Annotated in this window: 23 protein-coding genes and 1 pseudogene; all 24 read left to right on the top strand. The window is 43.1% G+C overall.

The window, feature by feature from the left end; genetic code table 11:
• The first annotated feature begins 123 nt into the window (after positions 1-123).
• Positions 124-681 (top strand): single-stranded DNA-binding protein, encoded by a 558-nt coding sequence (locus tag AB4589_RS09485; RefSeq protein ID WP_009847868.1) that lies wholly within the window; start codon positions 124-126, stop codon positions 679-681.
• A 161-nt stretch (positions 682-842) separates the two neighbouring features.
• A complete protein-coding gene (csrD, locus tag AB4589_RS09480) occupies positions 843-2,858 on the top strand; it encodes an RNase E specificity factor CsrD (RefSeq protein ID WP_017102908.1) in 2,016 nt (671 codons plus the stop codon).
• 2 nt (positions 2,859-2,860) lie between these two features.
• Positions 2,861-4,303 carry an MSHA biogenesis protein MshI gene (locus tag AB4589_RS09475; RefSeq protein WP_372100255.1) on the top strand — a complete coding sequence of 481 codons (1,443 nt, stop codon included), beginning with the start codon at positions 2,861-2,863 and terminating at the stop codon, positions 4,301-4,303.
• A complete protein-coding gene (gene pilO, locus AB4589_RS09470; RefSeq protein ID WP_017102910.1) occupies positions 4,303-4,950 on the top strand; it encodes a type 4a pilus biogenesis protein PilO in 648 nt (215 codons plus the stop codon). The genes AB4589_RS09475 and pilO overlap by 1 nt, the downstream gene beginning before the upstream one ends.
• Positions 4,943-5,275, top strand: a complete 333-nt coding sequence (locus tag AB4589_RS09465) for a hypothetical protein (RefSeq protein WP_017102911.1) — start codon at positions 4,943-4,945, stop codon at positions 5,273-5,275. The genes pilO and AB4589_RS09465 overlap by 8 nt, the downstream gene beginning before the upstream one ends.
• Positions 5,276-5,290: 15 nt before the next feature.
• Entirely contained in the window at positions 5,291-6,967 is a 1,677-nt protein-coding gene (gene mshL, locus AB4589_RS09460) for a pilus (MSHA type) biogenesis protein MshL (RefSeq protein ID WP_017102912.1), read from the top strand.
• A 56-nt stretch (positions 6,968-7,023) separates the two neighbouring features.
• Positions 7,024-7,863 carry an ExeA family protein gene (locus tag AB4589_RS09455; protein ID WP_372100252.1) on the top strand — a complete coding sequence of 280 codons (840 nt, stop codon included), beginning with the start codon at positions 7,024-7,026 and terminating at the stop codon, positions 7,861-7,863.
• 2 nt (positions 7,864-7,865) lie between these two features.
• A complete protein-coding gene (locus AB4589_RS09450; protein WP_372100250.1) occupies positions 7,866-9,038 on the top strand; it encodes a tetratricopeptide repeat protein in 1,173 nt (390 codons plus the stop codon).
• On the top strand, positions 9,028-10,752 hold the full coding sequence (locus AB4589_RS09445) for a GspE/PulE family protein (RefSeq protein WP_017098885.1): 1,725 nt from the start codon (positions 9,028-9,030) through the stop codon (positions 10,750-10,752). Before AB4589_RS09450 ends, AB4589_RS09445 begins: the two co-directional genes overlap by 11 nt.
• Positions 10,753-10,764: 12 nt before the next feature.
• A complete protein-coding gene (locus AB4589_RS09440) occupies positions 10,765-11,988 on the top strand; it encodes a type II secretion system F family protein (protein ID WP_017102915.1) in 1,224 nt (407 codons plus the stop codon).
• Between the two features lie 3 nt (positions 11,989-11,991).
• Complete coding sequence (locus AB4589_RS09435; RefSeq protein WP_017101377.1) at positions 11,992-12,447, top strand: hypothetical protein; 456 nt, start codon at positions 11,992-11,994, stop codon at positions 12,445-12,447.
• 79 nt (positions 12,448-12,526) lie between these two features.
• The gene (locus AB4589_RS09430) at positions 12,527-13,102 is read left to right on the top strand and encodes a prepilin-type N-terminal cleavage/methylation domain-containing protein (RefSeq protein ID WP_017102916.1); all 576 of its coding nucleotides are present in this window, start codon (positions 12,527-12,529) and stop codon (positions 13,100-13,102) included.
• A gap of 34 nt (positions 13,103-13,136) precedes the next feature.
• Entirely contained in the window at positions 13,137-13,685 is a 549-nt protein-coding gene (locus tag AB4589_RS09425; RefSeq protein WP_372100248.1) for a type II secretion system protein, read from the top strand.
• 139 nt (positions 13,686-13,824) lie between these two features.
• A complete protein-coding gene (locus AB4589_RS09420; RefSeq protein ID WP_017102918.1) occupies positions 13,825-14,376 on the top strand; it encodes a prepilin-type N-terminal cleavage/methylation domain-containing protein in 552 nt (183 codons plus the stop codon).
• Complete coding sequence (locus AB4589_RS09415) at positions 14,367-14,927, top strand: prepilin-type N-terminal cleavage/methylation domain-containing protein (RefSeq protein WP_372064134.1); 561 nt, start codon at positions 14,367-14,369, stop codon at positions 14,925-14,927. Before AB4589_RS09420 ends, AB4589_RS09415 begins: the two co-directional genes overlap by 10 nt.
• Positions 14,927-15,649 carry a PilW family protein gene (locus tag AB4589_RS09410; RefSeq protein ID WP_372100245.1) on the top strand — a complete coding sequence of 241 codons (723 nt, stop codon included), beginning with the start codon at positions 14,927-14,929 and terminating at the stop codon, positions 15,647-15,649. Before AB4589_RS09415 ends, AB4589_RS09410 begins: the two co-directional genes overlap by 1 nt.
• Entirely contained in the window at positions 15,639-16,076 is a 438-nt protein-coding gene (locus AB4589_RS09405; RefSeq protein ID WP_372100243.1) for an MSHA biogenesis protein MshP, read from the top strand. The genes AB4589_RS09410 and AB4589_RS09405 overlap by 11 nt, the downstream gene beginning before the upstream one ends.
• Positions 16,077-20,441, top strand: coding sequence for a DUF6701 domain-containing protein (locus tag AB4589_RS09400; protein WP_241810836.1), 4,365 nt, complete (start codon positions 16,077-16,079; stop codon positions 20,439-20,441).
• 148 nt (positions 20,442-20,589) lie between these two features.
• Positions 20,590-21,633, top strand: coding sequence for a rod shape-determining protein (locus AB4589_RS09395; RefSeq protein WP_009847850.1), 1,044 nt, complete (start codon positions 20,590-20,592; stop codon positions 21,631-21,633).
• A gap of 94 nt (positions 21,634-21,727) precedes the next feature.
• The gene (gene mreC / locus AB4589_RS09390; protein WP_012603147.1) at positions 21,728-22,615 is read left to right on the top strand and encodes a rod shape-determining protein MreC; all 888 of its coding nucleotides are present in this window, start codon (positions 21,728-21,730) and stop codon (positions 22,613-22,615) included.
• Complete coding sequence (gene mreD / locus AB4589_RS09385) at positions 22,605-23,093, top strand: rod shape-determining protein MreD (RefSeq protein ID WP_372100240.1); 489 nt, start codon at positions 22,605-22,607, stop codon at positions 23,091-23,093. Before mreC ends, mreD begins: the two co-directional genes overlap by 11 nt.
• A 7-nt stretch (positions 23,094-23,100) precedes the next feature.
• Entirely contained in the window at positions 23,101-23,733 is a 633-nt protein-coding gene (locus tag AB4589_RS09380) for a nucleoside triphosphate pyrophosphatase (RefSeq protein WP_017098896.1), read from the top strand.
• A gap of 20 nt (positions 23,734-23,753) precedes the next feature.
• Positions 23,754-25,223 (top strand): ribonuclease G, encoded by a 1,470-nt coding sequence (gene rng / locus AB4589_RS09375; protein ID WP_009847846.1) that lies wholly within the window; start codon positions 23,754-23,756, stop codon positions 25,221-25,223.
• 10 nt (positions 25,224-25,233) lie between these two features.
• Positions 25,234-25,773, top strand: a pseudogene (locus AB4589_RS09370) (hypothetical protein); the annotation flags it as partial.

Genomic DNA, 25,773 nt, shown 5'->3' with positions numbered 1-25,773 from the left:
GATTTGTTACGTTTTTATTCTTTGTGGTGGAGTGAGAATAGGAAGCGATTTATCACAGCAGAAAAGCATGCTATTCTTGTGCGCTAAAATTTTCTGAGACTATGAATTTAGACGGAGCAAATCATGGCTAGCCGTGGAGTTAACAAAGTTATATTAGTGGGTAACCTAGGTAATGACCCTGAAATTCGTTACATGCCAAATGGCGGTGCAGTAGCGAACATTACCATTGCAACGTCAGAGTCATGGCGTGACAAAGCAACTGGCGAACAGCGCGAAAAAACAGAATGGCACCGTGTTGCTCTGTTTGGCAAGCTGGCGGAAGTTGCTGGTGAGTACCTACGTAAAGGTTCCCAAGTTTACATTGAAGGTCAACTTCAAACGCGTAAATGGCAAGATCAAAGCGGTCAAGATCGCTACACAACAGAAGTCGTTGTTCAAGGCTTCAACGGTGTAATGCAAATGCTTGGCGGTCGTGCTCAAGGCGGTGCTCCTGCCCAAGGTGGTATGGGTAACAACCAACAGCAAGGTAGTTGGGGTCAGCCACAGCAGCCACAACAACAGCAGCAACAATACAGTGCGCCAGCTCAACAGCAGCCGAAAGCACCTCAACAAGCTCCTCAGCAGGCTCAACCTCAATATAATGAGCCGCCGATGGATTTTGATGATGACATCCCATTTTGAGGACTGTTTTTAATATATTATAAAAGCAGTATTAAATTGGAAGAAGCCGCGTTCGTCGCGGCTTTTTGTTACCTACAATTCTTAACGCTTTATTTACAACGTCAATTTATAGTATAAGTAGCAATACGGTATAATGTGAGTTGAAAAGGATTTCGTTATTCATGAGATATACCCCGACACTAAAATTGAGCACTCGATTGGTCGCATTTGTCACTGTGATAGTGATCAGTGCGATGTTCATTCTTTTTATTGGTGGCACACTCTCCTTTAAGCGTATTGGACAGGAATATTTAGACCATTATTTGGTTGGCATTGTCGACGTCGTAGATAAAGAGATGGAAGATCCAGATGCTGCGTATTCAATGCAACGTTGGATGCCGAAGATGTTGCAGGCAAGCAATATCGTTGAGATGAAACTCTCGAACCAAACAGGTATCGTTTATCGATTTAAAGATACCTCCCCACAAATTGATCCAAACCGTCTCTATGAGAGAAGCTTCATTTTAGACCGAAATGAAGGCTATCAAATCGAATTTAAAGCACTCCCCCCTTATATTGGTTACAACTATTCGATTGAAGCTATGTGGTCGATTACTTTGGCGGTGGCATTGATCCTTTTCTGTTTGGCTCGCGGTGTTCGTTGGTTAAAAGAACAGTTAATGGGATCAGAGATTTTGGAAGAGCGAGGGAGAATGATCCTTGCTGGGCAGGTTGAGGCTCATTCAAAAGGGGACGAGCGAGAATGGCCATATACGGCAAGTGAAGCGCTTGATGTATTGATTGAAGAGTTGAAAGATGCACGCCAAGAGCGAAGTCGCTTTGATACTTTTATTCGCACCCATACTTTTCTAGATAAGCTCACTGGTACAGCCAACCGAGTACTATTTGATAACAAACTTGAATCTGTACTGCATGAAAGTGGCGCTCGTGGAGGCGTTTTACTGATACGTATCGACGAGTGGGAACAAGTTCGAGATGCCAATGACAAGCAGATCACCGACGGATTTATTATTGAAGTTGGTGAAGTATTGTCGAATATTGTTCAGCGTTATCCCGATGTCATTTTTTCTCGCTATTACGAAGCAGACTTTGCTGTGTTTATTCCGCATCAAGGAACAAAGGATATTGCGACGTTGGCTGCTCAATGTTTAAGGCAATTAGATAAATTGACTCCGCCGGAGCCTTTGGAATCAGATAATTGGTGCCATATTGGTGTGACAATGTATACCGAAGGTGAACGCCATAGCCAAATTATGGATGAAACGGAAACGGCGTTAAAGAGCGCTCAGTTAGAGCGCATTAATAACTGGAGCCGTTACCCAAAAGAAAATAAAAGTGAGATAGACAGAGGCAGTGTTCGCTGGAGAACATTACTTGATAAAGCCCTGCTACCTGAAAATTTAGTAATCTTTGCTCAGCGGTGTTATCTTATGCCGGATTCAGGTCAAGCTAATGAATTGCATAAAGAAATATTTATTAGAATTCAAGATCCAGATAAAGGTCTATTGAAATCTTCTCGCTTTATGTCTGCGGTAGAACAAGTCGGTTATCAAGCTCAAATGGATCAATCGGTTTTGACGGTTTTATTTAAGTCGCTGAAAGTATCAACACAGCCTGTCAATTATTCGGTGAACTTGAGTGTCACTCCGTTTGCAAATAAATCACATTTTAAATGGTTCCGAAGTGAGTTGTTACAGCTCTCTGCTCAGCATCGTTCTCAGCTTGCTTTTGAATTTTCAGAAGGCCATCTAATTACTCACCTTGATTATATGCGACCAGTGGCGAAGATGTTACGAGGGTTAGGGTGTAAAGTGGTGGTTGGCCAAGCTGGGCGAACCATTGTTAGCACTCATTATATAAAGGATTTGAAGGTTGACTATATTAAGCTTCATCGAAGTTTGGTAAAGAAAATCGATCAAAGGCATGAAAACCAACTGTTTGTTCGAAGTCTGATTGGAGCATGCGGTGATTCTCCAACTGAAGTGATCGCGGTCGGAGTTGAGACAAAGCAAGAAAAGAATACCTTGATAGAGTTAGGCATTAACGGTTATCAAGGGAGATATTTCGACGAAGAACAACAAATAATTCCCTTGCCTACTCAAGGGGATAAGACAGTGAAAGCTGAATCCGTTGTAAAAGTCGGTCGAAGAAATCGATGGCGTAAGAGTAATAGTTAAGCATGAATTTTAAAGCGATTTTAGACAAAATAAAGCCAACGAATAATAGCGGTAGTTCTCAAGTTGTCCTTTTGGGCAATGATACCGTTTATATTTCATCGACTGAGTCAAAACCTCAAGTCACCAGTTTCCCTGTGGTTAACGGTGACTGGGAAAGTGCGCTGAAAAAATTGTTGAGCAGTGAATCGCTTACTAGTGATAGCCTTCAGCTAATTGTCTGTGCGAACTACTACCAAACCTATCAAATTGATAAACCGGACATTCCACAGAGTGAATGGTCGGTTGCATTGCCTTTTCTATTGAAAGATCTGATCTCTGAAAGGGTGGCTGATATTACAGCGAGTGCGGTAGCGCTACCGACCTCGAATAAGCTACAAGTGTATGTTTTGCCTAAAAAGCTATTGGACAAGCTTGTAAGCATTACTAATTCAGCACAAGTTGATCTTAAAGGTATTGCTCCCGAAGATGAAGTTTGGGGCTATAGTGCTGGTGAACTCTCTAATTTCATTCTTTTACAACGCAGCCCCAACTCACATTTTAAGCTTGGTGCATTTGTTGAAAACACGGTTTGCTTCCAAAGAACAATCCGCAGTGTTGTCCCCCCATTAACTGGTACCGCATCAAGTGCATTGCAGTTGGATGGTCTAGCTTTAGAACTCCAAAGGTCGATTGATTACCTTTCTTCTCAAATTAAAGGCACCCAACTTCATCAGTTAAAAATATGCTGTGATGAGGAAGATGAAGCTGAATTGCAGAGCGTGTTAAATAGCACATTGAGTTCGACCGTTTCTTTACTTGTTGAAGGTGAGCGCGAAAATTCAGAGAAATGGTTAGTTACGCTCGCGGCTGAAAAGAATGTTTTTAACGTTAATCTCTACCCTGAGCACCTTAAGCCTAAAAAAGAGTATTTCACTCTAGTGAATGTGGTTATGGTTTGGGGGCTTGTGTGTACCTTGTTGCTTGGCAGTTATTGTGTAATGCAGTATCAAGCATCGAGTTTGGATGAAGAGCTAGCAGCTTTACAATATGACTTGAATCAGCTTAACCAAGAAGTTAACCAATTAAATAGTAAGTTGGTTCAACATAAACCGTCTCCAGTGAAAGTAGCTGCGGTTGCTCGTCTCACTAGCGAGATACAAGCGAATAAAGAGGCTTTGAAGGCGGTCGGTCAATACGATGAATCCCAGCAAGTCGGGTATTCTGGTGTTATGAATTCCTTCGCTAAATTAGGGCGAAATGATATTTCGCTTTCGCATATCTACATGACTCACGAGACCCTAGAGCTTCGCGGTTTGGCTCGTGACGCTAATGTTGTTCCAAACTGGATTGGTCAGTTTAAAAATGAACTTAATTTAGTCGGGCGCACCTTTGAAAAGATAAAGATAGGTCGTAATGAGCAAGATGTGGTGACGTTTGAGTTAAGTACTCATAGGGAGAGTGAATAATGCAACTGTGGAACCAGCTTAGCGATAAGTTCCTTGCATTAAGCCTGAGAGAGAAATGGCTACTTTTCGTGTGTGGTCTAGTGGGCTTATCCATGCTTGTATTTACCTTATTGATTGAACCTGCATATCTTGATTTACAAGAAAAGAATGTGAAGTCGATGAGCCTTACGCAGTCAAATCAGAAACAACAAGGTGAATTACTTGTTCTACAAGCCAAGTTGAACAAAGACCCAGATAAAGAAATTGATCTTGAGTTAAAAAAACTATTGGTTGAGAGCCAAGAGCTATCATTTGAGCTCGCTGAAATCGTTGATAGGTTGGTTACGCCTTCTCAAATGGCGCAGTTATTAGAGAGCGTTCTTAATGCAGGTAATGGACTGAAGCTTGAGTCTTTAGAATCGTTACAACCAGAAGCTATTTCGGACAATCAAGAGAACAGTGACAATTCAAAGTACTTTCTCCATCCTGTTAGAATGGAGTTGACGGGTAGCTACTTCGATATTTTAATTTATCTTCAAGCACTTGAGTCACTTCCTGTGAGCTATTATTGGCGCACGTTTGAGTATTCAGTAGAAGAATATCCCAAAGCTCGACTTGTGTTCGAGGTTTACACCCTAGGTACCAGACAGGAGTTTATCGGTGGTTAGAACTCTAGTGTTATCTTTGCTGTTTGGTAGTTCAGTGGTATGGGCAGAACAAGACCCAACTGCGCCATTAGGTTGGCTTTCGCCCCAACAGCAATCAGCATCAGTTAAAAAGGCGCCAGTTCAATATCGTTTACCGTCTCTAGAGAGCATTGTTTGCAAGGGCGATACACCTTGTTATGCGATTATGAATGGTCAGATTCTCGAACAAGGAGAAACGATCAGAGGGTACCGAGTTAAGAACATAGATCCAGAGTACGTCACTCTGCAGAGAAGCTCTAAGCAGTGGAAATTAGAGATGTTCTCTTTAGATGTTAAGAATAATTAAGGTTAGAGTGAAGACATGCGTAAACTTGTAGTAGCAATTCTAGTGTCATCTTTAGTCGGCTGTTCGATGGGGCATAGAGATCCTGTTGAGATAAAAGAGTCTTTAAACGAATCTATTAATGAAGCGAATAGCAAAGCACTTCATGACTTACCTTCGTCGGTACAAGATGACCTTATGCCTCAGCTAAGTTCGGACTCTATGTCTCCGAGTGTGGAAACCGTCAAGCGCTTTCGTATTCAAGCAAAAGGTGTTGAAGCGAGAACCTTTTTTGCAAGCCTAGTGAAAGGTACTGAGTACAGTGCCGCGATTCATCCAAGCGTTGCTGGAAAACTTACTCTAAATCTAACAGACGTGACCTTAGATGAAGTTCTGGCTGTTGCTCAGGATATGTATGGTTACGATATTGAAAAACGTGGCAAAGTGATTCAAATTTATCCGGCCGGTTTGCGCACAGTCACGATTCCAGTGGATTACTTGCAAGTAAAGCGTTCTGGTCGTTCTTTAACGACGATTACTACTGGAACAATTTCCACTTCAGACTCTAACTCGAACTCATCTAACTCGAATTCTAATTCGTCTAACTCGAATTCAAACTCATCAAACTCGAACTCCAATTCGTCTAGCTCCACATCTAACGGTGGAACGGAGATTGAAACGATATCTGAAAGTGATTTTTGGCCGCAGCTTGAAGCGGCAGTCGCTCACTTAATTGGTTCTGGTGATGGGCAAAGCGTTGTGGTTACGCCACAAGCGAGTGTGATTACGGTACGTGCTTACCCCGATGAAATCCGAGAGGTTCGTGAGTTCCTTGGTATTTCTCAGAAACGTCTGCAGCGCCAAGTTATCTTGGAAGCCAAAATCATGGAAGTGACACTTAGTGACGGCTATCAACAAGGCATTAACTGGACCAAGATGTTTTCGTCGAACGGTACTAACTACACGCTAGGTATGGGTTCTATCGTTAAAAATGCAGCTGGTACGATCATCCCAGGCAAACTACCAGGCATGGACCCAATCGGTACCGCTTTAGGTGGTCAATCTAACCTCGTTGTTTCTGGTGGTAGCTTTGAAGCTGTATTGAGTTTTATGGATACACAGGGTGACTTGAATGTGTTATCTAGCCCAAGAGTGACAGCAGCTAATAACCAGAAAGCGGTTATAAAAGTGGGTATAGATAAATATTTCGTGACGAATTTATCAAGTTCGGTCGGTAGTGGTGATAACGCGAATGTTGCCCCTGAAGTTGAGCTAACCCCGTTCTTCTCCGGTATTTCTTTGGATGTGACGCCGCAGATCGATGATAAAGGAAATGTGTTCCTGCATGTTCACCCCGCAGTGATTGAGGTGGAAGAGGAAGTGAAAGAGCTTAATCTTGGCTCAACAACTGGTGTTGTGACGCTGCCGTTGGCTAAAAGCTCTATTCGTGAATCTGACTCCGTGATTCGAGCGCAAGATGGTGATGTGGTTGTTATTGGCGGATTGATGAAATCAAACACCAGTGACATGACTTCAAAAGTTCCATTTCTTGGTGATATCCCGGCACTCGGTCATTTGTTCCGTAATACCAGTCAACTAACTCAAAAAACTGAACTTGTTATTCTATTAAAGCCAACGGTTGTAGGTGTAAATACTTGGCAATCAGAAATGGAGCGTTCTCGAGATCTTTTACAAGAATGGTTCCCTGATGAATAGTAACCACTCACTTTATCAATGCAGATTGGTAGTGAATTACTAAGCTAGGTCGTCTTATGTATCAAGCTCATTTTGATTTTGAACAGTTACCATTTACGTTAACGCCGAATACCGATTTTTTTTATGGTTTAGCACCTCATTTTGAGGCAATCCAAACGGTCATTTCGGCGTTAGAAATGGGCGAGGGGGTAGTTAAGGTTACAGGGGAGGTCGGCACAGGCAAAACCATGGTGTGCCGAATGTTGGTCAATCATCTCAATGATTGTACTGCTTTAATCTACCTGCCTAACCCAGTGCTATCTGGTGCTGACTTACGACAAGCCGTGGCTAAAGAGCTGGGTTTGACTATTGATAATCCAGCAGCTTTAGTTGATAACATTCAACACAAGCTTATTGAATTGCACAACTCAGGTTTACGAGTGGTGGCGATTCTTGATGAGGCCCAGGCGTTGTCAGATGAAGCTCTAGAGACCTTAAGGTTGTTTGGTAACTTAGAAACCGAAGATAAGAAGCTGCTGCAAATTGTTCTATTAGGGCAGCCGGAATTGGATGCTCGATTAGAGGCTTATCATCTAAGGCAATTTCGTCAAAGAATCACATTCAGTTCGACACTGAGACCGCTTACTCTCGATGAAACGGTAGCTTACATTGATAACCGGATCGCTAAATCTGGTGGCAAATATGCTCCCTTTAGCCTGAGCCATAAAAAAGCGATCTGGCGCTCTTCTTTGGGGATCCCAAGGTTGATTAACCAGTTGTGTCATAAAGCTTTGTTGCTTGCTTTTAGTGAAGATAAGAAAAATATAGAAAACCAACATCTCTTTGCTGCAATGCATGAAACATACGATGTGTGTAAACCTAAATTTAAAACGCCAATGCTGTGGGGTTGGAACTAATTATGAGCGTCATTAATAACGCCTTGTCTGAATTGGCAAAAAAAGAGTCAACAGCATCGATTGAAGCTGCGGTGGTACCTAAAGTAAAAACACGCTCTCCATTGGTTTGGGTGGTCGCAGGTTTTACCCTTAGCTTGGCCATGGGGGGCTGGGCTATATCACAAGGCCCAGCTGTCGATAACTCAATATCAACTCGAGATATACAAGTTTCCGTTATTGATACTTCAGAAGGCAATTCAGAGGGTAGTCCTGAAACGGCCATTACTCAACCTGTATCCTCGCCGACTAAGAAGTTAGTGACGCTAGATTCAGCGAACCTTTCGGCTCACAACACGACGATACTAAAAAGTGCTCAAGCTAAATCGGATTCAGTCATTGCATCAACTCAGTCAGTTACAAAGCCTAAAGTAAACCCTGAATCTCAAGCCACACCTAAATCTCAAAGCGCACCTAAAGCAAAAGCAGCAAAGCCAATGCTTGTTGCTAGCGTGGCTAAAAAAGATCCCACACCAGTATCTAATCAACCTGAAACGTCTGGCGATTCAGAAAGCAATGGAATGTTGATTGAGCAGGTGGAACTAACGCCTGAACAACTTTCTATTAATGCTCAAGGCCGAGCTCAGAAGGCTCTTGATGCCAACGACCTTTCTGGAGCGTTGAAAGGTTATAACGAAGCGCTCCGTTATGATCCAAGAAATGAAGATGTCCGTCAGAAACTAGCAATTCTCTATTTTGGTAAAGGTGATACTCGCAAAGCGTATGAGTTATTTCAGTCGGGTATCAAACTCAATATCAACAGTGAAAAACTGCGCCTAGGTTTATCGAAGCTACTTGTGAAAGCCAATCAAGCGGAAGCTGCTTTGAGCCCATTAATACACTTACCGCCTAGTCCAACTCAAGACTACTTAGCAATGCGTGCTGCATTAAGTCAAAAGTCTCAGCAAGAAGATATTGCACTAGAGAGCTACCAAAAATTGACTGAGGTCGATTCAGATAATGCTCGCTGGTGGTTAGGTTTAGCGATTCAGCAAGAACGTCAGCTTGATTTCATAGCTGCAAAGCAATCATACCAAGGAGCATTGGTTAGAGTTGGGATCTCATCTCAGTCGCAAGGCTTTGTACGTGATCGTTTAAAAATAATCAATGCTTTAGAGGAGAGTAGCGATGCAAATTAGATTAAGAAAAAGGCTCGGTGATTTGCTCGTAGAAGAGGGCATCATTACTGAAGATCAAGTTGAACAAGCTCTGGCTGCTCAAAAAAGGACAGGCCGTAAGCTTGGTGATGCACTGATCGAGCTTGGCTTTTTATCAGAGCAGCAAATGCTCAGTTTCTTGTCGCAACAGCTTGCTATTCCTCTTATTGATATTAGCCGAGCTAATGTTGACGTCGAAGCTGTGCAGCTTTTACCTGAGGTTCATGCTCGCCGTCTTCGTGCTTTGGTCATTGGGCGTCAAGGTGACACATTGCGTGTTGCAATGAGTGATCCTGCCGATCTGTTTGCCCAAGAATCATTGCTTAGCCAACTAGGCGACTACGCACTCGAATTTGTCGTCGCACAAGAGAGACAATTGGTTGATGGTTTCGACCGTTATTACCGAAGAACCAAAGAGATTGCCTCATTTGCTGAGCAGCTTCATGCTGAGCATAAAGTTAATGAAGCCTTTGACTTTGATATCGCTGAAGAAGACAGCGACGAAGTTACGGTCGTTAAGCTAGTAAACTCGCTGTTTGAAGATGCTATTCAAGTTGGTGCGTCTGATATTCATATTGAACCAGATTCAAACGTATTACGTTTACGTCAGCGTATTGATGGTGTCCTGCATGAAACGTTGTTGAATGAAGTGAATATTGCTTCTGCACTGGTTTTGCGTTTGAAGCTGATGGCTAACCTCGACATTTCAGAGAAACGACTGCCTCAAGATGGTCGCTTTAATATTCGCGTTAAAGGTCAATCGGTCGATATTCGTATGTCGACTATGCCAGTACAGCACGGTGAGTCAGTGGTTATGCGTTTGCTTAATCAATCGGCTGGCCTACGTAAATTGGAGTTGTCAGGCATTCCGAGTGATTTGCTCGTTCGTCTTCGTCATCAATTACGCCGCCCACATGGCATGATTCTCGTAACCGGGCCTACGGGCTCAGGTAAAACAACGACTCTATACGGTGCGTTAAGTGAATTAAACGAACCGGGTAAAAAGATCATTACCGCTGAAGACCCTGTAGAATACCGTCTTCCTCGTGTGAATCAGGTTCAGGTAAACCCTAAGATTAACCTCAATTTCTCAACGATTTTGAGAACCTTCCTACGTCAGGATCCGGATATCATTCTTATTGGTGAGATGCGAGATCACGAAACCGTTGAAATTGGTTTGAGAGCGGCACTTACTGGTCACTTAGTGTTAAGTACTCTGCATACCAACGATGCAGTAGACAGTGCACTGCGTATGATGGACATGGGGGCTCCGGGTTATCTGGTAGCAAGTGCTGTTCGAGCCGTGGTCGCACAGCGGTTAGTTCGTAAGGTATGTACTGATTGCAAGGTTGATGATGAGCTGGATGAAGCGCGTAAGCAATGGTTGAGTGTTCGTTTCCCAAACCAGCGAGGTACGCCATTTATGAAAGGGCGTGGTTGTCAAAATTGTAATTTGACAGGCTACAGTGGTCGTATTGGTGTGTTTGAAATGTTGGAGCTCGATCAGCCTATGATGGATGCGCTTAGAGCCAATGATGCCGTTGGTTTTGCTCAAACGGCAAGGCAGTCTGAAAATTACAAACCGCTGTTAGCTTCTGCGATGGAATTGGCCATACAGGGGGTTGTGAGCTTTGATGAGGTAATGAACCTTGGCGAAGGCGATGCTTCTGGTGCCACTGATCCAATTTATCTGTAGGGGTAGAGTGATATGCCAACTTATCGTTATGTAGGTCGCAGTTCTGATGGCAGTCAAGTGACAGGCCAGTTGGATGCAAATACCGAAGATCTTGCTGCTGACAGTTTGATGAGTAAAGGGATCATTCCAACTTCGATTAAACTTGGAAAAAGTGGCGGTTCAATCCTGGATATGGATGTATCCAGTCTGTTCTCCCCGAATGTGCCTTTAGAGGTGTTGGTTCTGTTTTGCCGACAGTTGTATAGTTTAACTAAGGCGGGTGTTCCGCTATTAAGATCGATGAAAGGGTTAACTCAACATTGTGAAAATAAGCAACTGAAAGTAGCACTTGAAGAAGTGGTCGCTGAACTTACAAATGGTCGTGGATTAGCGGCATCGATGCAAATGCACCCTAAGGTATTTAGTTCATTGTTTGTATCGATGATCAGTGTTGGTGAGAATACAGGTCGTTTAGATCAGGCATTGTTACAACTGGCTGGATACTACGAACAAGAGGTTGAAACTCGAAAGCGAATCAAAACGGCAATGCGTTACCCAACGTTCGTGATTACTTTTATTACAATCGCTATGTTTGTCTTGAATATATTCGTGATTCCTCAGTTTTCGAGTATGTTCGCGCGTTTTGGGGTCGACTTACCACTTCCAACTCGTATTTTAATGGGGATGTCTGAGTTCTTTGTTAATTACTGGGGGTTAATGCTTGGATTAATCTTTGGTCTTGTTTTTGCTTTTAAAGCATGGGTTAAGACAGATAAAGGGTGGGAAAAGTGGGATCGGCTGCGCTTAAAAATGCCAGTGATTGGTGGGGTGGTCAATCGAGCTCTATTGTCGCGCTTCTCACGTACTTTTGCTTTGATGCTAAAAGCAGGTGTACCGCTTAACCAATCGTTATCGCTATCGGCTGAAGCTTTGGACAATCGTTTTTTAGAACTTCGTGTTCAAGGTATGAAATCGGCAATAGAAGCGGGAAGTACCGTTTCTTCTACCGCGATTAACAGCGAGATTTTCACACCACTCGTGATACAAATGATTTCTGTGGGTGAAGAAACGGGTCGTATTGATGAGTTGCTGCTTGAAGTTGCGGATTTTTACGACCGAGAGGTTGATTACGATCTAAAAACGTTAACCGCTAGAATTGAACCTATTCTGTTGACGATCGTTGCGGGAATGGTGCTGGTTTTAGCTCTGGGTATTTTCTTGCCAATGTGGGGAATGCTGGATGCAATCAAAGGTTAGGGGATGCTGAATAACCTACAGCGCTCACGTTTTGTTATTTGGGTTGCGGTTATTCTTTTTCTCGTTATGGGATTGCTTTCTGTATGGAAAACAGTAGAAGAAGAAGCAACGAACACGGCATTAATCGTTGCGAGCAAGCGAATTCTTGAGCAAGCGAATTTGTTCAAACAGCAGTATTTGTTATCTGGTGTGGAGCAAAAGAATGATGCGAAACCGCCAAAGACTTACAGCAGAACGGGGTGGGTTATGCCAATTCAAGACTCGGCTCGAAATTGCGGTTATTGGTTGGAGCAATTATATCCTAAGGGGCGTATTTTAGGTCTCAGCTCTCCAAACATTGAAGACAAAAGTGATAACATTCATTTTCATTGCCGTTATCATTATAGTGATAAGTATCAGATAGATATATTACTCAAAAAAGAAAGATTTAGTGTCAAAGTCAATATATTGGCCTTGTGAACGTATTGGCGCTGTTTTTATGGTTTTATGCATGGTCAAATGTATAATGCGCATTAGCAATTAGATGAGTAGGTAGAAAGTGCTTAAAAATCAAAAGGGTTTCTCCCTAGTCGAGTTAGTCATAGTGATTGTTGTTGTGGGTTTATTAGCTGTTGCAGCTTTACCCCGTTTCTTGGATGTGACAGACGAAGCCAAGAAAGCCAGTATTGAAGGTGTCGCGGGTGGTTTTGCGACAGGCGTACTTTCAGCAAGAGCGCAATGGGAAGCAGAAGCTCGTCCATCAGAAAGAATTGGTGTTGAAATATACAATACTGTAAATTACGATGGTGTTGATTTTTGGCTAACCAGATCAACAAGTAGCAATGGAAGCACTAATTTTAGAGACGGCTACCCATGGTCTATAAACACAAATTCAGCTTCAGCTCCGTCTAATGATGTGACTGATGCTTCGTGTGTCGATTTAATGGAAAATCTACTTCAGAATCCTCCTAAAGTTGGAACATTAACCAATGTGGCTAATGGTTCGAATTACAAATATTCAGCGCAAGCGGATAATAGCAATGACTACTGCACTTACGTTCAATTGGAAGGCGGTACTCAGCATCAATTCGTTTACGAGATTAGAACTGGTCGTGTGACCGTAACACTGCAGTAAACCTGCGTTTAAATATACATAGAGAGAAAAGACTATGAAAAAACAAAGCGGTTTCACCCTAATAGAACTAGTGGTGGTAATTGTTATTCTAGGTATTCTTGCAGTTACTGCAGCACCTCGTTTTTTAAATTTACAAGGTGATGCTCGTACGTCGTCACTGCAAGGCCTGCGTGGCGCAATGGCTGGCGCGACAGGTATTGTGTATGGCGGTTCGGCAGTTGCTGGAGAAGAAGCTTTAGGGAAAACACAAGCTGACGGTGAAGCTAATACACCACCACTATCTAATGGCGTTACTACTCACTTTGGCTTCCCTACAGCTAATACTGCTGGTATTGAAGCTGCTGTCACTGGTTTAACTGGTACCGACTGGGTTGCTGTAGCTGTGAGTTCAACAGGTGTTACTCCCACTTCTGTTGCATACTCATTTGCGGGAACAAACCCACTGCAACCAAGCAATGGTTTTGTATACGATGCAACTACACCTGCTAATAACAATGGCTGTTTTGTCATTTATGTTGAAGCTGCCAATGCTACAACACCTGCATTTGTTGATGTTGTCACTACTGGTGCGAATGGCTGTTAATAGTATTGTCATGGAATATCAAGGCCAGCATTGCTGGCCTTTTTTCTGTCTGAAATTCACGTAAGCAACAAAGACAACTTCCTTTCCCTGAGTTACACTTAATCTTCAAACTATCAAATATTTAGCGGATTGGATTTCGGTGAATCAATTCAATAGAACATACAGAAGCATCGGGTTTCAGCAACAAGGTTTTACTTTAGTCGAGCTAATCATTGTGATCTTGTTGATCGCGATTGTCTCTGCCTACGCTGCTAGCCGTTTTTCCGGAAGGGATAGTTTTTCTGCCTTTGCTGCTCAAGAGCAAGTAACTTCTGTTGTCCGCCAAGTTCAAGTGAATCGTATGCAGTCCAATGTGGACCTTGGGGCCGTCGTTGGAGAGAGCAATTTTATTCTCGCTATCGTTGGAAATTGTATCGGCTCGGAAGTGAGCTGTACCGCGCGAAGCCAAGCGCGGAGTGATTGGGTTATGCTCAACGGAGTTAACTTAACGGCTGCATCTGATACCACTCCCGCTATTCCTCTATCTCTAGTTAACTTTGATTTATTAGGTAACCCTACAACAGGTGAAACACCTGCAGGCGTTGTCGTTAACGTTGCAGCTGGTGTGGTGATTACGATTACTTCAAATGTGAATACCTGCCGTGTGGAAATTAACGCGCAAGGTTATGTCGAAAATGGGGTGTGCTCATGAATAGTATTCATAAATCACCTGTAAAAGAACGTGGTTTTACATTAATTGAAAGTGTGATTGTGATTGTGGTTATGGGGCTCGCGATGATGACCATCATAAACTTTTTAGCGCCTCAGGTTAGTCGATCTGGTGATCCTCATTATCAGACTCGTTCAGCCGCGCTAGGGCAAAGTGTGATGTCGATAATTCTTGCTCGAGGGTTCGATGAAAATAGTGACTTTGGTGGCGGGGAACTTAGATGTGGTGAGGGGGCTGCTGTCGGTGTTAATTGCACAGCTGAAGCGAGATTGGGCCCTGAAGAGACTGATATTGCCCTATACAATGATGTCGATGACTATGATGGATGTTGGGAACCCGATGCTGATGTCGCAAACCTCTGTCGAGATTTAAACGAACTTATTGGCGAAGATGGCGCAACAACCTACAACAACTACCGCCTAGATATTGATGTGACGTACCAAACTGTCGATCAACTAAAAAGAATCAACCTAACGATCTCGGCCTCAAATTATCCTCCTATCGTGCTGGATGCCTATCGAGGGAATTACTAATGAGAAGGCAAGGTTTCACTCTTATTGAAATGATTATCACCATGATTGTTGGTAGCATTTTAGTTGTAGGCATTGCTGGGTTTGTTGAGTTAGGTGCGCGTGGCTATGCGGACACCGTAGATAGGCAGCGTTTACAAACTCAAGCAAAGTTTGTCTTAGAAAAAATCACTCGTGAAGTGCGTCATGCTGTACCTAATATGTTCAATCAGAATGCTGTTGTCCCTGGATCTCGCTGTGTTTCATTTTTCCCTATCGTTACCTCTGGTATTTATGCGATGTCGGGCGATGATATTCAATTTGTCACGGCTGATAATGCACTGACGGCCGCTGTTCTAGTCCCGTTATCTTTAGTGATAAATCCTACAGAAGCGGCGCCGACCAATAATATTTTCCCCTTAGCTACTGTAACTGCAACCAATAATACTTTCTTGCTTGCTAATGAGTCTGTAAACCTTGTGGGTAATTCGGTTTCAAATCGACATTATATTTACAATCCTAATGGCCGCGTCACCTATTGCATTGTGAATGGCCGAGTATGGAGAAGTGAAGGTAATGGCGCGCTAATCCCAATTTCGGATACGGGAGTGACTGGGGATTTAGACTATCAACCCGCAAATGTTCAGCGTAATGGTATCGTCCATCTTGAGTTTGAATTTAGAAACCAAGTCGGGGATGAACTGACCAATTTCCAGCAAGACATACAGGTGAACAATGTTCCTTAAAAAAAGACAAGTCGGAAGCCTGTATATTGTCGTCATCTTTGTCTTGGTGGTGATGGGTTTTCTGGCGACAACCTTAAATCGCATAGAGTGGTCCAATCATGACGCACATACAAAAGATGTGATTGGTACTCAAGCCCATCTTTTAGCTCATTCGGCAATAGAGCGAGCCTTAATGCAGATATATCCACCTAGAGCCAACACAACGGTTTTATTTGATGTGGCTGCAGAGTGTGCAAACTTGAATGGAACAGCAATGAACTTCGCAACGACAATTACATGTGCAGATGTTCAAATAACGTGCTCACCAACAGGTGGTCAACTTGTCGATAGTTCTCAGTTATACACAGTAAGAGCGGTCGCAATGTGCGGAACGGGTGTGAATTTAATGCAACGTAGTCAAGATGTGTGGGTGAGGGGAGTAATATAAATGCGCCTACTTAGTAGAGTTAGCCTCGTATTTTTTATTCTTTTTAGTGTGTTGTTTCAAACTAATGCATTGGCTAATCAGTGTTTATCTAAAGGGGCATGGGTAGATGCTCGAAATGGTTTTTGTTTCACTTTTCAAATTGATTCTGATGGAAAAAATCGTGCTCGTTTGGAAGGAACTTACTATTTCCCAATTTGGACCGATGATACTGTTTATCAAGGTTATAGCTCTAATGTTTATGAAAGAGACTATGTATCAGAAAGAAAACAAAGAACTTTCCAAGTTAAATTTACACGAACTTCAAATTATAATGCTAGGCATATTAAAGGCATAATTACCTACTCTGTTGATGGAGTAGTAAAAGGTTCTCCTTTTGCGATCAATTTGTCTCAAAAAACAGGTGTTGATAAATTTTACCCATATTTGAGATTGAACTTAAAAGGAACACAATTTTACGATAGCGATAAATATTGTATTAGTAGTGGTAGCTGTGGAGCATTACCTCCTCCACCCGTAACAAAATTTGATGATGCTCGCTTTGAGTTCGGTCGTTTGGACTCAGCCAACTGTAAAGCTAGCGATTGCACGATCACCTTCAATAAAACCTATAGAACGACTCCATTGGTATTTCTTATGCCAACGATTGATCCTGTTAATCCTGATAGTGATGCGCCTGCAACACTTTCTATAAAAAACATCAGTTCAACGCAAGCGACATTCCACCAAGAAGTTGCTCCTCAACACTGGAATTACAATCTTGCTTCAAAACCAATGTCTTCGATTAGTTACCTTGTGGTTGAACCCGGCACTATAACATTCAGTGATGGACATAAGGCAATTGCAGGTTACCTCGATACCAAAGCGTATCAAGCGCATGGAAAAAAAAGCGATCCTAAGTGGGAGTCAGTCCCTTATTCAAGGTTTAGCTCACATCGAATAGGGGATGATGATCCCGTTGTATTTGCTCAGATTAATAGCTCGACGAACCGATGGTTAACTGCCGGCATTGATGACGTAAATCAAACGAGTGCCAAATTCTATTTAGAGCTGACTCGTGTGGATACAAATAACCCGCCTTCTCAGCCAGAAAAAATAGCGTTTTTAATTTCAGATGAACATGATGGCACGTCAAACGGAATTAATTATGAGTTTGGCCGCATTTCTCTTGATGATGACAGCGGATCCTCAAAACCTATCCTTAAATCTTGTAATGATATGCATGATCTTGAAAACGAATATCAGTCCCTACCTGGAATTGTCGCAAGTAAAGTCACCCGTAAAGGAGGCCAAGGTGGTTGGTTGAGACTTTGTAGCGTGAAGCATAACGGCAGTGACGATAATGACTATCAAGTAGGACTTGTTGTTGATGAAGATCTGTCTCTGAGTGGTTCAAAAGGATGGAGGTCTCATACTGACGAAAAGATCGGGTACTTTGCTTTTCAAGTCAATAAGCTCCCTAAGTTTACGAAAAACTACTGTTCGGCTTTTCCTTCTGCAGTTCAAGGTTGGAGAAACTCGTCAGGTAGCAGTATTGAGATGTGGAACCAATCTAAAATTACCAATGCGTTATTGGAGGCTGGCCAAAGAAAGGTCGGGTTTGGAAGTGCTCAATTTGGGAATGCAGTGAAATGTGATGGGATATCGTGTACTAACGATCCCACAAAGCAAATTGTACAATCTAAACTGGATGATTTCCTGATAACAAATTCAGGTAGTGATATCTGGAATACAACAAAAACGTTAACACCTTTATCTCAAAAGAGCTTATCAATTGGTCAGTCAACCGTGACACTGACTGCTGGCGACTACTATTTTAATTCTTTGAATATCAATACCCACTCTTCCTTGAATATTCAAGGGAAGGTGATTATTCATACTCGATACTTAAATTTATCGAATAATTCAAGGATTAATAATTCAGGTAATGCAGATAACCTTGTAATAGTTGGGTATGACCCTACTAAAGGTTCATCTGGACAAACGTGCCCTGCATATGGTTGTGAAATGGATTTATCCAGTCAATCACAAATCAAAGCATTGATTTACAGCGAGGGGGAGGTTCGGTTATCTAATGGATCACATGTGTACGGTGCGGTTACCGTTCGTGACCTTCATATGAGTGGAGCATCTCAGATTACCGGGGAAAGCCAATGTTTTTCTGAGCCAGAGTTGGTTATTACTCCAGGCTCTAGCTCTGGGTTAGCTTGTACCGGTATTCCTATAAACTTTAAGTTGGTCGATAAAATAACCAAGCAACCTGTCAATAATTACACTGGGACGCTTGATGTTACTATTCCAAATAACAGCTCGGGTGATGCGTGTTGGTTAAATTCTGATAACTCCTGCTCTACGTCATTGACTCATGATTTCGTCGCAGGGCAGATGGCTACTTACACCAAATCCCTGTCAAGTATTGGTCTATCTCCGGTTTCAATTTCTGCTTCGATTCGAGGGCAAAGTAACATAAGTGCAACAGGTGGACCTTATCAATTTGTACCTTATGGATTTAAAATTGAAGATAAACAAAGGGTTGATGGAGGTAAGGGGCAGGTTGCTTTCCGAACATTTGAGACCGAAGTTACCGCAGTGGCATCAGGAGCGGCTAACCCAAGGGCGTGTCAGAAAATATCGGATTATGATGGAGCTAAATCGCTTTATGCTTCCTATGAGCAGATAACTCAAGGCAATAGTGGTTGGAATAATGAGCTATTTCTCAATTCGTATAGCATCAAGGTCGGTAGTTCACCTTTAAATGGAACCAAAGTGAACAATATTGCCTTTAAAAATGGTGTTGCAAAACTGACTTCTCAATACTGGTCGGCTGGTCATATAAAACTTCATTTGGCAGATGCTGACTGGCAGCCCTCGAATCAATCTATACCCAATTGGAAAGGCTTACAGAGTTCTATTGATGTGTATGTTAGGCCATTTGCTTTGGTGAGTTGCCAAGATAACTCCGGTGTACCAAATGCCCCATTCCCTTCCGGTAGCTCAACAGGAGGAGCTTCATTTATCGCTGCAGGTGAAACCGCTTATTTAGCCGTTAGTGCGATTGCTTGGGAGCCTAGTGCTGATCGTAATAATGACGGTCTCATTGACAGTTCATTTTCGGGGGATTTATGTAGGGCTCTTTCAGTATCTGGCTTTGATGATGAAGTTGTGTATGTCAATTATGCTCTTGAAAGCCCGAGTAATGGCCATAATGGCGTATTAAGCGTTGGTAATAAAAACAGTGGTGATGAATTGTCACCGCAACCTATCCCTGCTGATATGTGGTTGAATGGCTACGCGTATAAGAGCTTAGCTTGGTCTGAAGTAGGTAGCATTAAACTATGGGCAGACAAACCGGACTACCTGAATGGGATGACGGTGCCAGGTTATAAAACAACCGCTGGTCGTTTTTATCCTAAATATTTTCAAGTGGTGAACAATGCGGTGTGGGATTACCCGGGGAATCAATCATATGCATACATGAATCAGCCTTTTGACGGCGTTACATTTGATGTGGAAGCACTGAGTCTACAACTCACTGCGGTGAAGAACTATGGATATTTTAATCCAACAATTACCGCTAACTTTGCTTTGTATGAGGCTAACCCTGTTTTTGTCAGTCGTTTTCATTCTGGGACTCCGAGTAAGTCGTGGGCTTCCGCCTCGGATAAGAGTATTGGCACATTTACGCTACATGAGAATTCGCCTTCTACTAACTGTGCTAGCGAGTTGTGTTGGGCTAAAGCATCATCGGTTGATGGCTATGAGGATGGACCATTCAATACCGCGGTAAGTGCAACCTCGACGATTTCAATTGATGCTGTGGGGAACAACGTCGATCCTATTAGCTATCACTATAATGGTACTCCTCGATTACTAACGGTTCAGCCTACTATTCGATTTGGTCGCGCTGTAATAGATAGCGTTGGTGGAGTTGCTGGTGGTGGTATGAATATACCGCTCCGCATAGAGCATTGGACCGGAACAAGTTTTGCCACTCATGAAGGTGATAACTCGACGAATTTAGCCGGTATAAATACGGAAGGTGACAACCGAGATATCTGGGTTGAAACGGGAGCTACGGCCGCTGATGTAAATCTTTTAGGGGGCGGTGGTGTTGTGAATGGTATATCTAACTCTATACAGGTTGTTCAAGCGCCAATAGATCCAGAGGTTAGGCAACAAACACAGGTTTGGTTGGAGCTAAATAGCGGTGTAAATGCCGCTCCTTGGCTCCGTTATCGCTGGCAAGATCCTAACCGGGTGGAAGTTGCTGGTGAAGAAGATCCCTCAACAGTAGTCACCTTTGGCATCCATCGCGGGAACGATCGTGTGATCTACCGAGGTGAAAGTGGCTTAATAGGTCAGCAATAATATGATTTTTTGGCTGTTAAGTTAGGAATCTGTAAGAAATTGTGGGTTTCAGTCCATGTTTATACTTCAATGCCTTGCCGTGACAGCAAGGCATTGGTACATTTAGTGCAATTTTTGTCTTCTAATTCTTGCAGGATGAGCGAAGAATATGTTTAAAAAGCTTCGTGGCATGTTTTCAAACGACCTATCGATTGATTTAGGTACTGCCAATACCCTTATATATGTAAAAGGCCAAGGCATTGTTCTTGATGAGCCTTCAGTTGTAGCTATCCGCCAAGATCGTGCGGGTTCTGCAAAGAGTGTCGCTGCGGTTGGTCACGCTGCTAAGCAAATGCTTGGCCGTACGCCTGGTAATATCTCAGCAATCCGTCCAATGAAAGACGGCGTAATTGCTGACTTTTACGTAACGGAAAAAATGCTTCAGCACTTCATTAAGCAAGTGCATGATAACAGTGTTCTTAAACCAAGCCCTCGCGTATTGGTTTGTGTTCCTTGTGGTTCAACGCAAGTTGAGCGCCGTGCAATCCGTGAATCAGCACTGGGTGCTGGTGCTCGTGAGGTTTACCTAATCGATGAGCCTATGGCTGCTGCGATTGGTGCAGGCCTACGTGTATCTGAGCCAACAGGTTCAATGGTGGTTGATATCGGTGGTGGTACGACTGAAGTTGCCGTTATCTCACTAAACGGCGTGGTTTACTCGTCTTCTGTACGTATCGGTGGTGACCGTTTTGATGAAGCTATCATCAACTACGTTCGTCGTAACTACGGCAGCTTGATCGGTGAAGCAACAGCCGAAAAGATCAAACACGAAATCGGTTCTGCTTACCCAGGCGATGAAGTCGATGAGATTGAAGTACGTGGTCGTAACCTTGCTGAAGGTGTTCCTCGTAGCTTTAGCCTGAACTCAAATGAAATCCTTGAAGCGCTTCAAGAACCTTTATCTGGCATCGTATCTGCAGTAATGGTTGCACTTGAACAGTGTCCACCAGAGCTTGCCTCTGATATCTCAGAAAACGGTATGGTACTGACAGGTGGTGGTGCACTGCTTAAAGACCTTGATCGCCTGCTAACTGAAGAAACGGGTATCCCTGTTGTTGTGGCGGAAGAGCCATTAACGTGTGTTGCTCTAGGCGGTGGTAAAGCTCTAGAGATGATCGACATGCACGGCGGTGATCTTTTCAGCGAAGAATAGTATCTAGTGTTAGGCTCTTTTCTTATCTAGTTTTATGTAAAGAGCCTAACACCTTGTCTATAGGATCAAATGTCGCTCTAGGACCAAATATAGAATGAAGCCAATTTTTGGTAGAGGTCCCTCTCTACAATTGCGCCTGTTTTTTGCTGTAACATTATCAGCCAGCCTTATGCTGGCTGATAGTCGTTTAGATGCATTCTCAAATGTCCGCTATCTATTAAACAGCATGGTTGCGCCAATTCAGTATGCCGCTAATTTGCCTCGCACCATGTTTGATGGCGTATACGACCGTTTTAGTACTCGTAAAGGGCTCATTGAATCCAACCATAATATTAAACGAGAAGTCTTGCGACTGAAGAGCGAGTTGATTCTGCTTGAGCAATATCAAGAAGAAAACAAGCGCCTTCGCAAGCTATTAGGCTCTCCGTTTATTCGTGATGAGAAGAAGGTCGTCACAGAGGTTATGGCGGTGGATACTTCACCATACCGACATCAAGTCGTGATCGACAAAGGTCAGATTGATGGAGTGTACGAAGGTCAGCCTGTGATCAATGAAAAAGGCATTGTTGGTCAAGTCACTTTTGTTGCTGCTCATAATAGTCGTGTTTTGCTACTGACTGATGCAAATAACGCAATTCCTGTTCAGGTTATTCGTAACGATATACGTGTTATTGCTTCTGGTAATGGCATGATTGATGAGATCCAGTTAGAGCACATTCCAACCAGTACAGATATCCAAGAAGAAGATCTGCTGGTGACATCTGGACTTGGTGGTGTATATCCAGAGGGTTACCCAGTCGCTTATGTGACTGCCGTTGATTATGATCCGAAGCGTGAGTTCGCCGTTATTAAAGCAGAACCTGTAGTTGAGTTTGATAAGCTCAGATACTTGTTGCTTGTGTGGCCTGATGAAAATAAACAGATGCAAGCAGAACAATCCAGTATCGAACAAGCATTGTTAGAAGGTGAAAATGGTCAATAGCGTTTTAAGAAGCAAAGTCGTAATTGGCTGCTCATTTTTGATAGCACTTATTCTACAAACGATCCCTTGGCCGGGTAGTTTAGACCTATTCAGGCCATCTTGGTTATTACTGGTTACCTGCTATTGGGTTTTAGCGTTACCTTACAGAGTTAACGTTGGTAGTGCTCTAGTACTGGGCTTATTGTGGGACCTTTTGATCGGTTCGACTCTCGGTATTAGAGGCATGATGATGGCAATAGTAATGTACATTATTGCAATGAACTTCCTCGTGATTCGAAATATGGCGCTATGGCAGCAAGCGATAATCATTGCAGCCTTAACAGTGTTGTTTGAAGTGCTGATATTCTTTGGTGAATATTTGATCCAAGATGTCGTTTTCAATCCGTTATCGCTATGGAGCGCATTGATAAACTGTATACTTTGGCCTTGGATGTTTTTATTAATGAGACGTGTACGTCGCCATTGGCATGTAAGGTAGAGTGACGATGGAAAAGAAACATTTAGTTTTGGCATCCGGCTCTCCACGCCGCAAAGAATTGTTATCTCAACTCGGTTATGAGTTTTCTGTCCTTGTAACTGATGTCGAAGAATGTAAACACGCTCAAGAAACCGCCGAAGAGTACGTTAAGCGACTATCTTTAGATAAAGCCTTAGCTGCGTTGTCTTTATTGAAAGGTAACCCTTCTGAAAAACAGCATGTTGCTTCTGGTTCTGATACTGTAGTTGCTAGTTCTCTTGATTCTGAAACAGTGGTTCTGGGCTCTGACACAGTCGTCGTAAGCCAAGGGCAAGTGCTCGAGAAGCCAATAGACCTTGCTGACTCTAAGCGTATGCTTACTCAGTTAGCGAATGATCGTCACCAAGTGATGACGGCAGTTTCTGTTGTATCGGAAGAAAAACAAAAGACAGAAATCATTATTACCGACGTATGGTTTAAACCCCTCAGTGAAAAAGAAATAGAACAATACTGGCAAACAGGGGAGCCATGCGATAAAGCTGGTAGCTATGGGATCCAAGGTTTGGGCGGACGCTTTGTTACCCGAATCGAAGGTAGTTATTACGCCGTTGTCGGCTTACCTTTATTTGAAACGGACCAGCTACTGCAAGAATTCTTATAATTACTAATCTGAGGTGCACCATGAGTGCTGAATTGTTGCTGAACGTGACCCCGAGTGAGACTCGTGTGGCCATGATTGAAGGGGGAGCTCTTCAAGAGATCCATGTCGAACGAGATGCTCGACGCGGGATCGTAGGAAATATCTACAAAGGACGTGTAAGCCGTGTTTTGCCTGGAATGCAGGCGGCATTTGTGGATATTGGCCTTGATAAAGCAGCTTTTTTGCACGCCTCTGATATTGTCCCCCACACTGAATGTGTTGCTGAGAATGAAAAGAAGCAATTTCAGGTTCGTGATATTTCAGAGCTTGTTCGCCAAGGGCAAGATATTGTCGTTCAAGTGGTCAAAGATCCTCTTGGTACCAAAGGTGCCCGTCTAACCACAGACATTACTTTGCCATCTCGTTATCTGGTATTCATGCCGGGCGCAAGCCACGTTGGTGTTTCTCAGAGAATTGATAGTGAGTCAGAACGCAACCGCCTAAAAAAAGTCGTGTCTCGTTACTGTGACGAGCACGGTGGCTTTATCATCCGCACGGCAGCAGAAGGCGCAGATTCAAATGAGTTGGCGCAAGATGCCGCATTCTTGAAGCGATTATGGCTAAAGGTGTTAGAACGTCGTGGTAAGCACAAAGCTCGTACTCGCTTGTATGGTGAGTTGTGCTTAAGCCAACGTATCTTACGTGATTTTGTCGGTACTGAGCTGAGCAAGATTCAGGTCGATTCTCGTCTAGAATATGAAAATCTAAAAGAGTTTACTTCTGAATACGTGCCTGAGCTAACAGACAAGCTTGAGTTGTATGAAGGTGATAAGCCTATCTTTGATATGTACGATACCGAGAACGAAATTCAACGTTCATTGGATCGCAAAGTCGAATTGAAGTCTGGTGGGTATCTGATTATCGACCAAACAGAAGCGATGACAACCGTCGACATCAATACTGGTGCCTTTGTTGGTCGTCGTAATCTAGAAGAGACGATTTTCAATACTAACGTCGAAGCGACACAAGCTATTGCTCGTCAACTTCGCCTTCGTAACTTAGGCGGCATCATCATTATCGATTTTATTGATATGCTGTCTGAAGAACACCGTAAGCGAGTACTAACTTCTTTAGAAGCTGCATTAGACAAAGACCGTGTGAAAACCAACATTAATGGCTTCACACAGCTTGGTTTGGTTGAGATGACTCGTAAACGTACTCGTGAAAGTATTGAGCATATTCTGTGTTCTAGCTGCCCTGCTTGTGAAGGTCGCGGTAGCGTGAAGACAGTTGAAACCGTTTGTTATGAAATTCTTCGAGAGATCACACGAGTGAATCGCGCGTATGACGCCGATAAGTTTGTTGTTTATGCGGCGGCTGCCGTTGCCGAGGCGTTAGAAGGCGAGGAATCTCACGCGCTTGCTGAGCTTGAAGTGTTTATTGGTAAGCAAGTTAAAATCCAGGCTGAGCCTCTGTACATACAAGAGCAGTTTGATGTTGTTATGATGTAATGGATATTTTGTGAGTTCAAGCGTTACTCTGATTCTTCGTACATGTTTATGGTTAGTGGTTACTCTCTTAGTAACACTAGCCATTGCTGTCACTACACTGCGTGTAGCCTTACCCAATTTAAATAAGTATCAATCTGAAATTGAGCTTTGGGTAAACCAACATTCCGGTTTTGAGTTTTCTATTCAAGATGTGGGTGGTTTTTGGCGTAACACTCATCCCTCTATTGCTCTGCAAGGTGTTAAGGCTAGCCTTCCCAACGCAGAAGATGTAGCTTTCTCTGTTGAGCGTGTTGAAGTTGAGTTTGACTTGATTCAATCGGTCGTGCAGATGCGTCCTGTCGTGGCCGATTTGGTCATGAATCAAATGTACCTCGACATCCGCTCAATTGATCTATTTGCCGGGCAAAACGGTAAAGATGTACCTAAAGACCCCGGCTCTTCCAAGCGAGTGATGCAGGAGCTGGACAATTTACTTTTAAAAACTTTGGTGGATGTGACCGCTAAAGATTCCTCTCTTCTATATCGAACTATCTCTGGTGAAGAACGTCAG

Origin of the sequence: Vibrio sp. 10N.222.49.A3 (genome assembly GCF_041475145.1) — a bacterium.
GTDB lineage: Bacteria > Pseudomonadota > Gammaproteobacteria > Enterobacterales > Vibrionaceae > Vibrio > Vibrio tasmaniensis_A.
The sequence above is the reverse complement of the archived record's forward strand: the minus strand, read 5'-3'. Positions and strand labels throughout refer to the sequence as shown.

Excerpts from the sequence above, each read along its gene's own strand:
- mreC (WP_012603147.1), top strand. The coding sequence starts at position 21,728 with ATGAAGCCAATTTTTGGTAGAGGTCCCTCTCTACAATTGCGCCTGTTT.
- AB4589_RS09475 (WP_372100255.1), top strand. The coding sequence starts at position 2,861 with ATGAATTTTAAAGCGATTTTAGACAAAATAAAGCCAACGAATAATAGC.
- AB4589_RS09455 (WP_372100252.1), top strand. The coding sequence starts at position 7,024 with ATGTATCAAGCTCATTTTGATTTTGAACAGTTACCATTTACGTTAACG.
- AB4589_RS09440 (WP_017102915.1), top strand. The coding sequence starts at position 10,765 with ATGCCAACTTATCGTTATGTAGGTCGCAGTTCTGATGGCAGTCAAGTG.
- mreD (WP_372100240.1), top strand. The coding sequence starts at position 22,605 with ATGGTCAATAGCGTTTTAAGAAGCAAAGTCGTAATTGGCTGCTCATTT.
- AB4589_RS09380 (WP_017098896.1), top strand. The coding sequence starts at position 23,101 with ATGGAAAAGAAACATTTAGTTTTGGCATCCGGCTCTCCACGCCGCAAA.
- csrD (WP_017102908.1), top strand. The coding sequence starts at position 843 with ATGAGATATACCCCGACACTAAAATTGAGCACTCGATTGGTCGCATTT.
- AB4589_RS09395 (WP_009847850.1), top strand. The coding sequence starts at position 20,590 with ATGTTTAAAAAGCTTCGTGGCATGTTTTCAAACGACCTATCGATTGAT.
- AB4589_RS09435 (WP_017101377.1), top strand. The coding sequence starts at position 11,992 with ATGCTGAATAACCTACAGCGCTCACGTTTTGTTATTTGGGTTGCGGTT.
- AB4589_RS09485 (WP_009847868.1), top strand. The coding sequence starts at position 124 with ATGGCTAGCCGTGGAGTTAACAAAGTTATATTAGTGGGTAACCTAGGT.
- pilO (WP_017102910.1), top strand. The coding sequence starts at position 4,303 with ATGCAACTGTGGAACCAGCTTAGCGATAAGTTCCTTGCATTAAGCCTG.
- AB4589_RS09405 (WP_372100243.1), top strand. The coding sequence starts at position 15,639 with ATGTTCCTTAAAAAAAGACAAGTCGGAAGCCTGTATATTGTCGTCATC.
- AB4589_RS09410 (WP_372100245.1), top strand. The coding sequence starts at position 14,927 with ATGAGAAGGCAAGGTTTCACTCTTATTGAAATGATTATCACCATGATT.
- AB4589_RS09425 (WP_372100248.1), top strand. The coding sequence starts at position 13,137 with ATGAAAAAACAAAGCGGTTTCACCCTAATAGAACTAGTGGTGGTAATT.
- AB4589_RS09445 (WP_017098885.1), top strand. The coding sequence starts at position 9,028 with ATGCAAATTAGATTAAGAAAAAGGCTCGGTGATTTGCTCGTAGAAGAG.
- mshL (WP_017102912.1), top strand. The coding sequence starts at position 5,291 with ATGCGTAAACTTGTAGTAGCAATTCTAGTGTCATCTTTAGTCGGCTGT.
- rng (WP_009847846.1), top strand. The coding sequence starts at position 23,754 with ATGAGTGCTGAATTGTTGCTGAACGTGACCCCGAGTGAGACTCGTGTG.
- AB4589_RS09450 (WP_372100250.1), top strand. The coding sequence starts at position 7,866 with ATGAGCGTCATTAATAACGCCTTGTCTGAATTGGCAAAAAAAGAGTCA.
- AB4589_RS09400 (WP_241810836.1), top strand. The coding sequence starts at position 16,077 with ATGCGCCTACTTAGTAGAGTTAGCCTCGTATTTTTTATTCTTTTTAGT.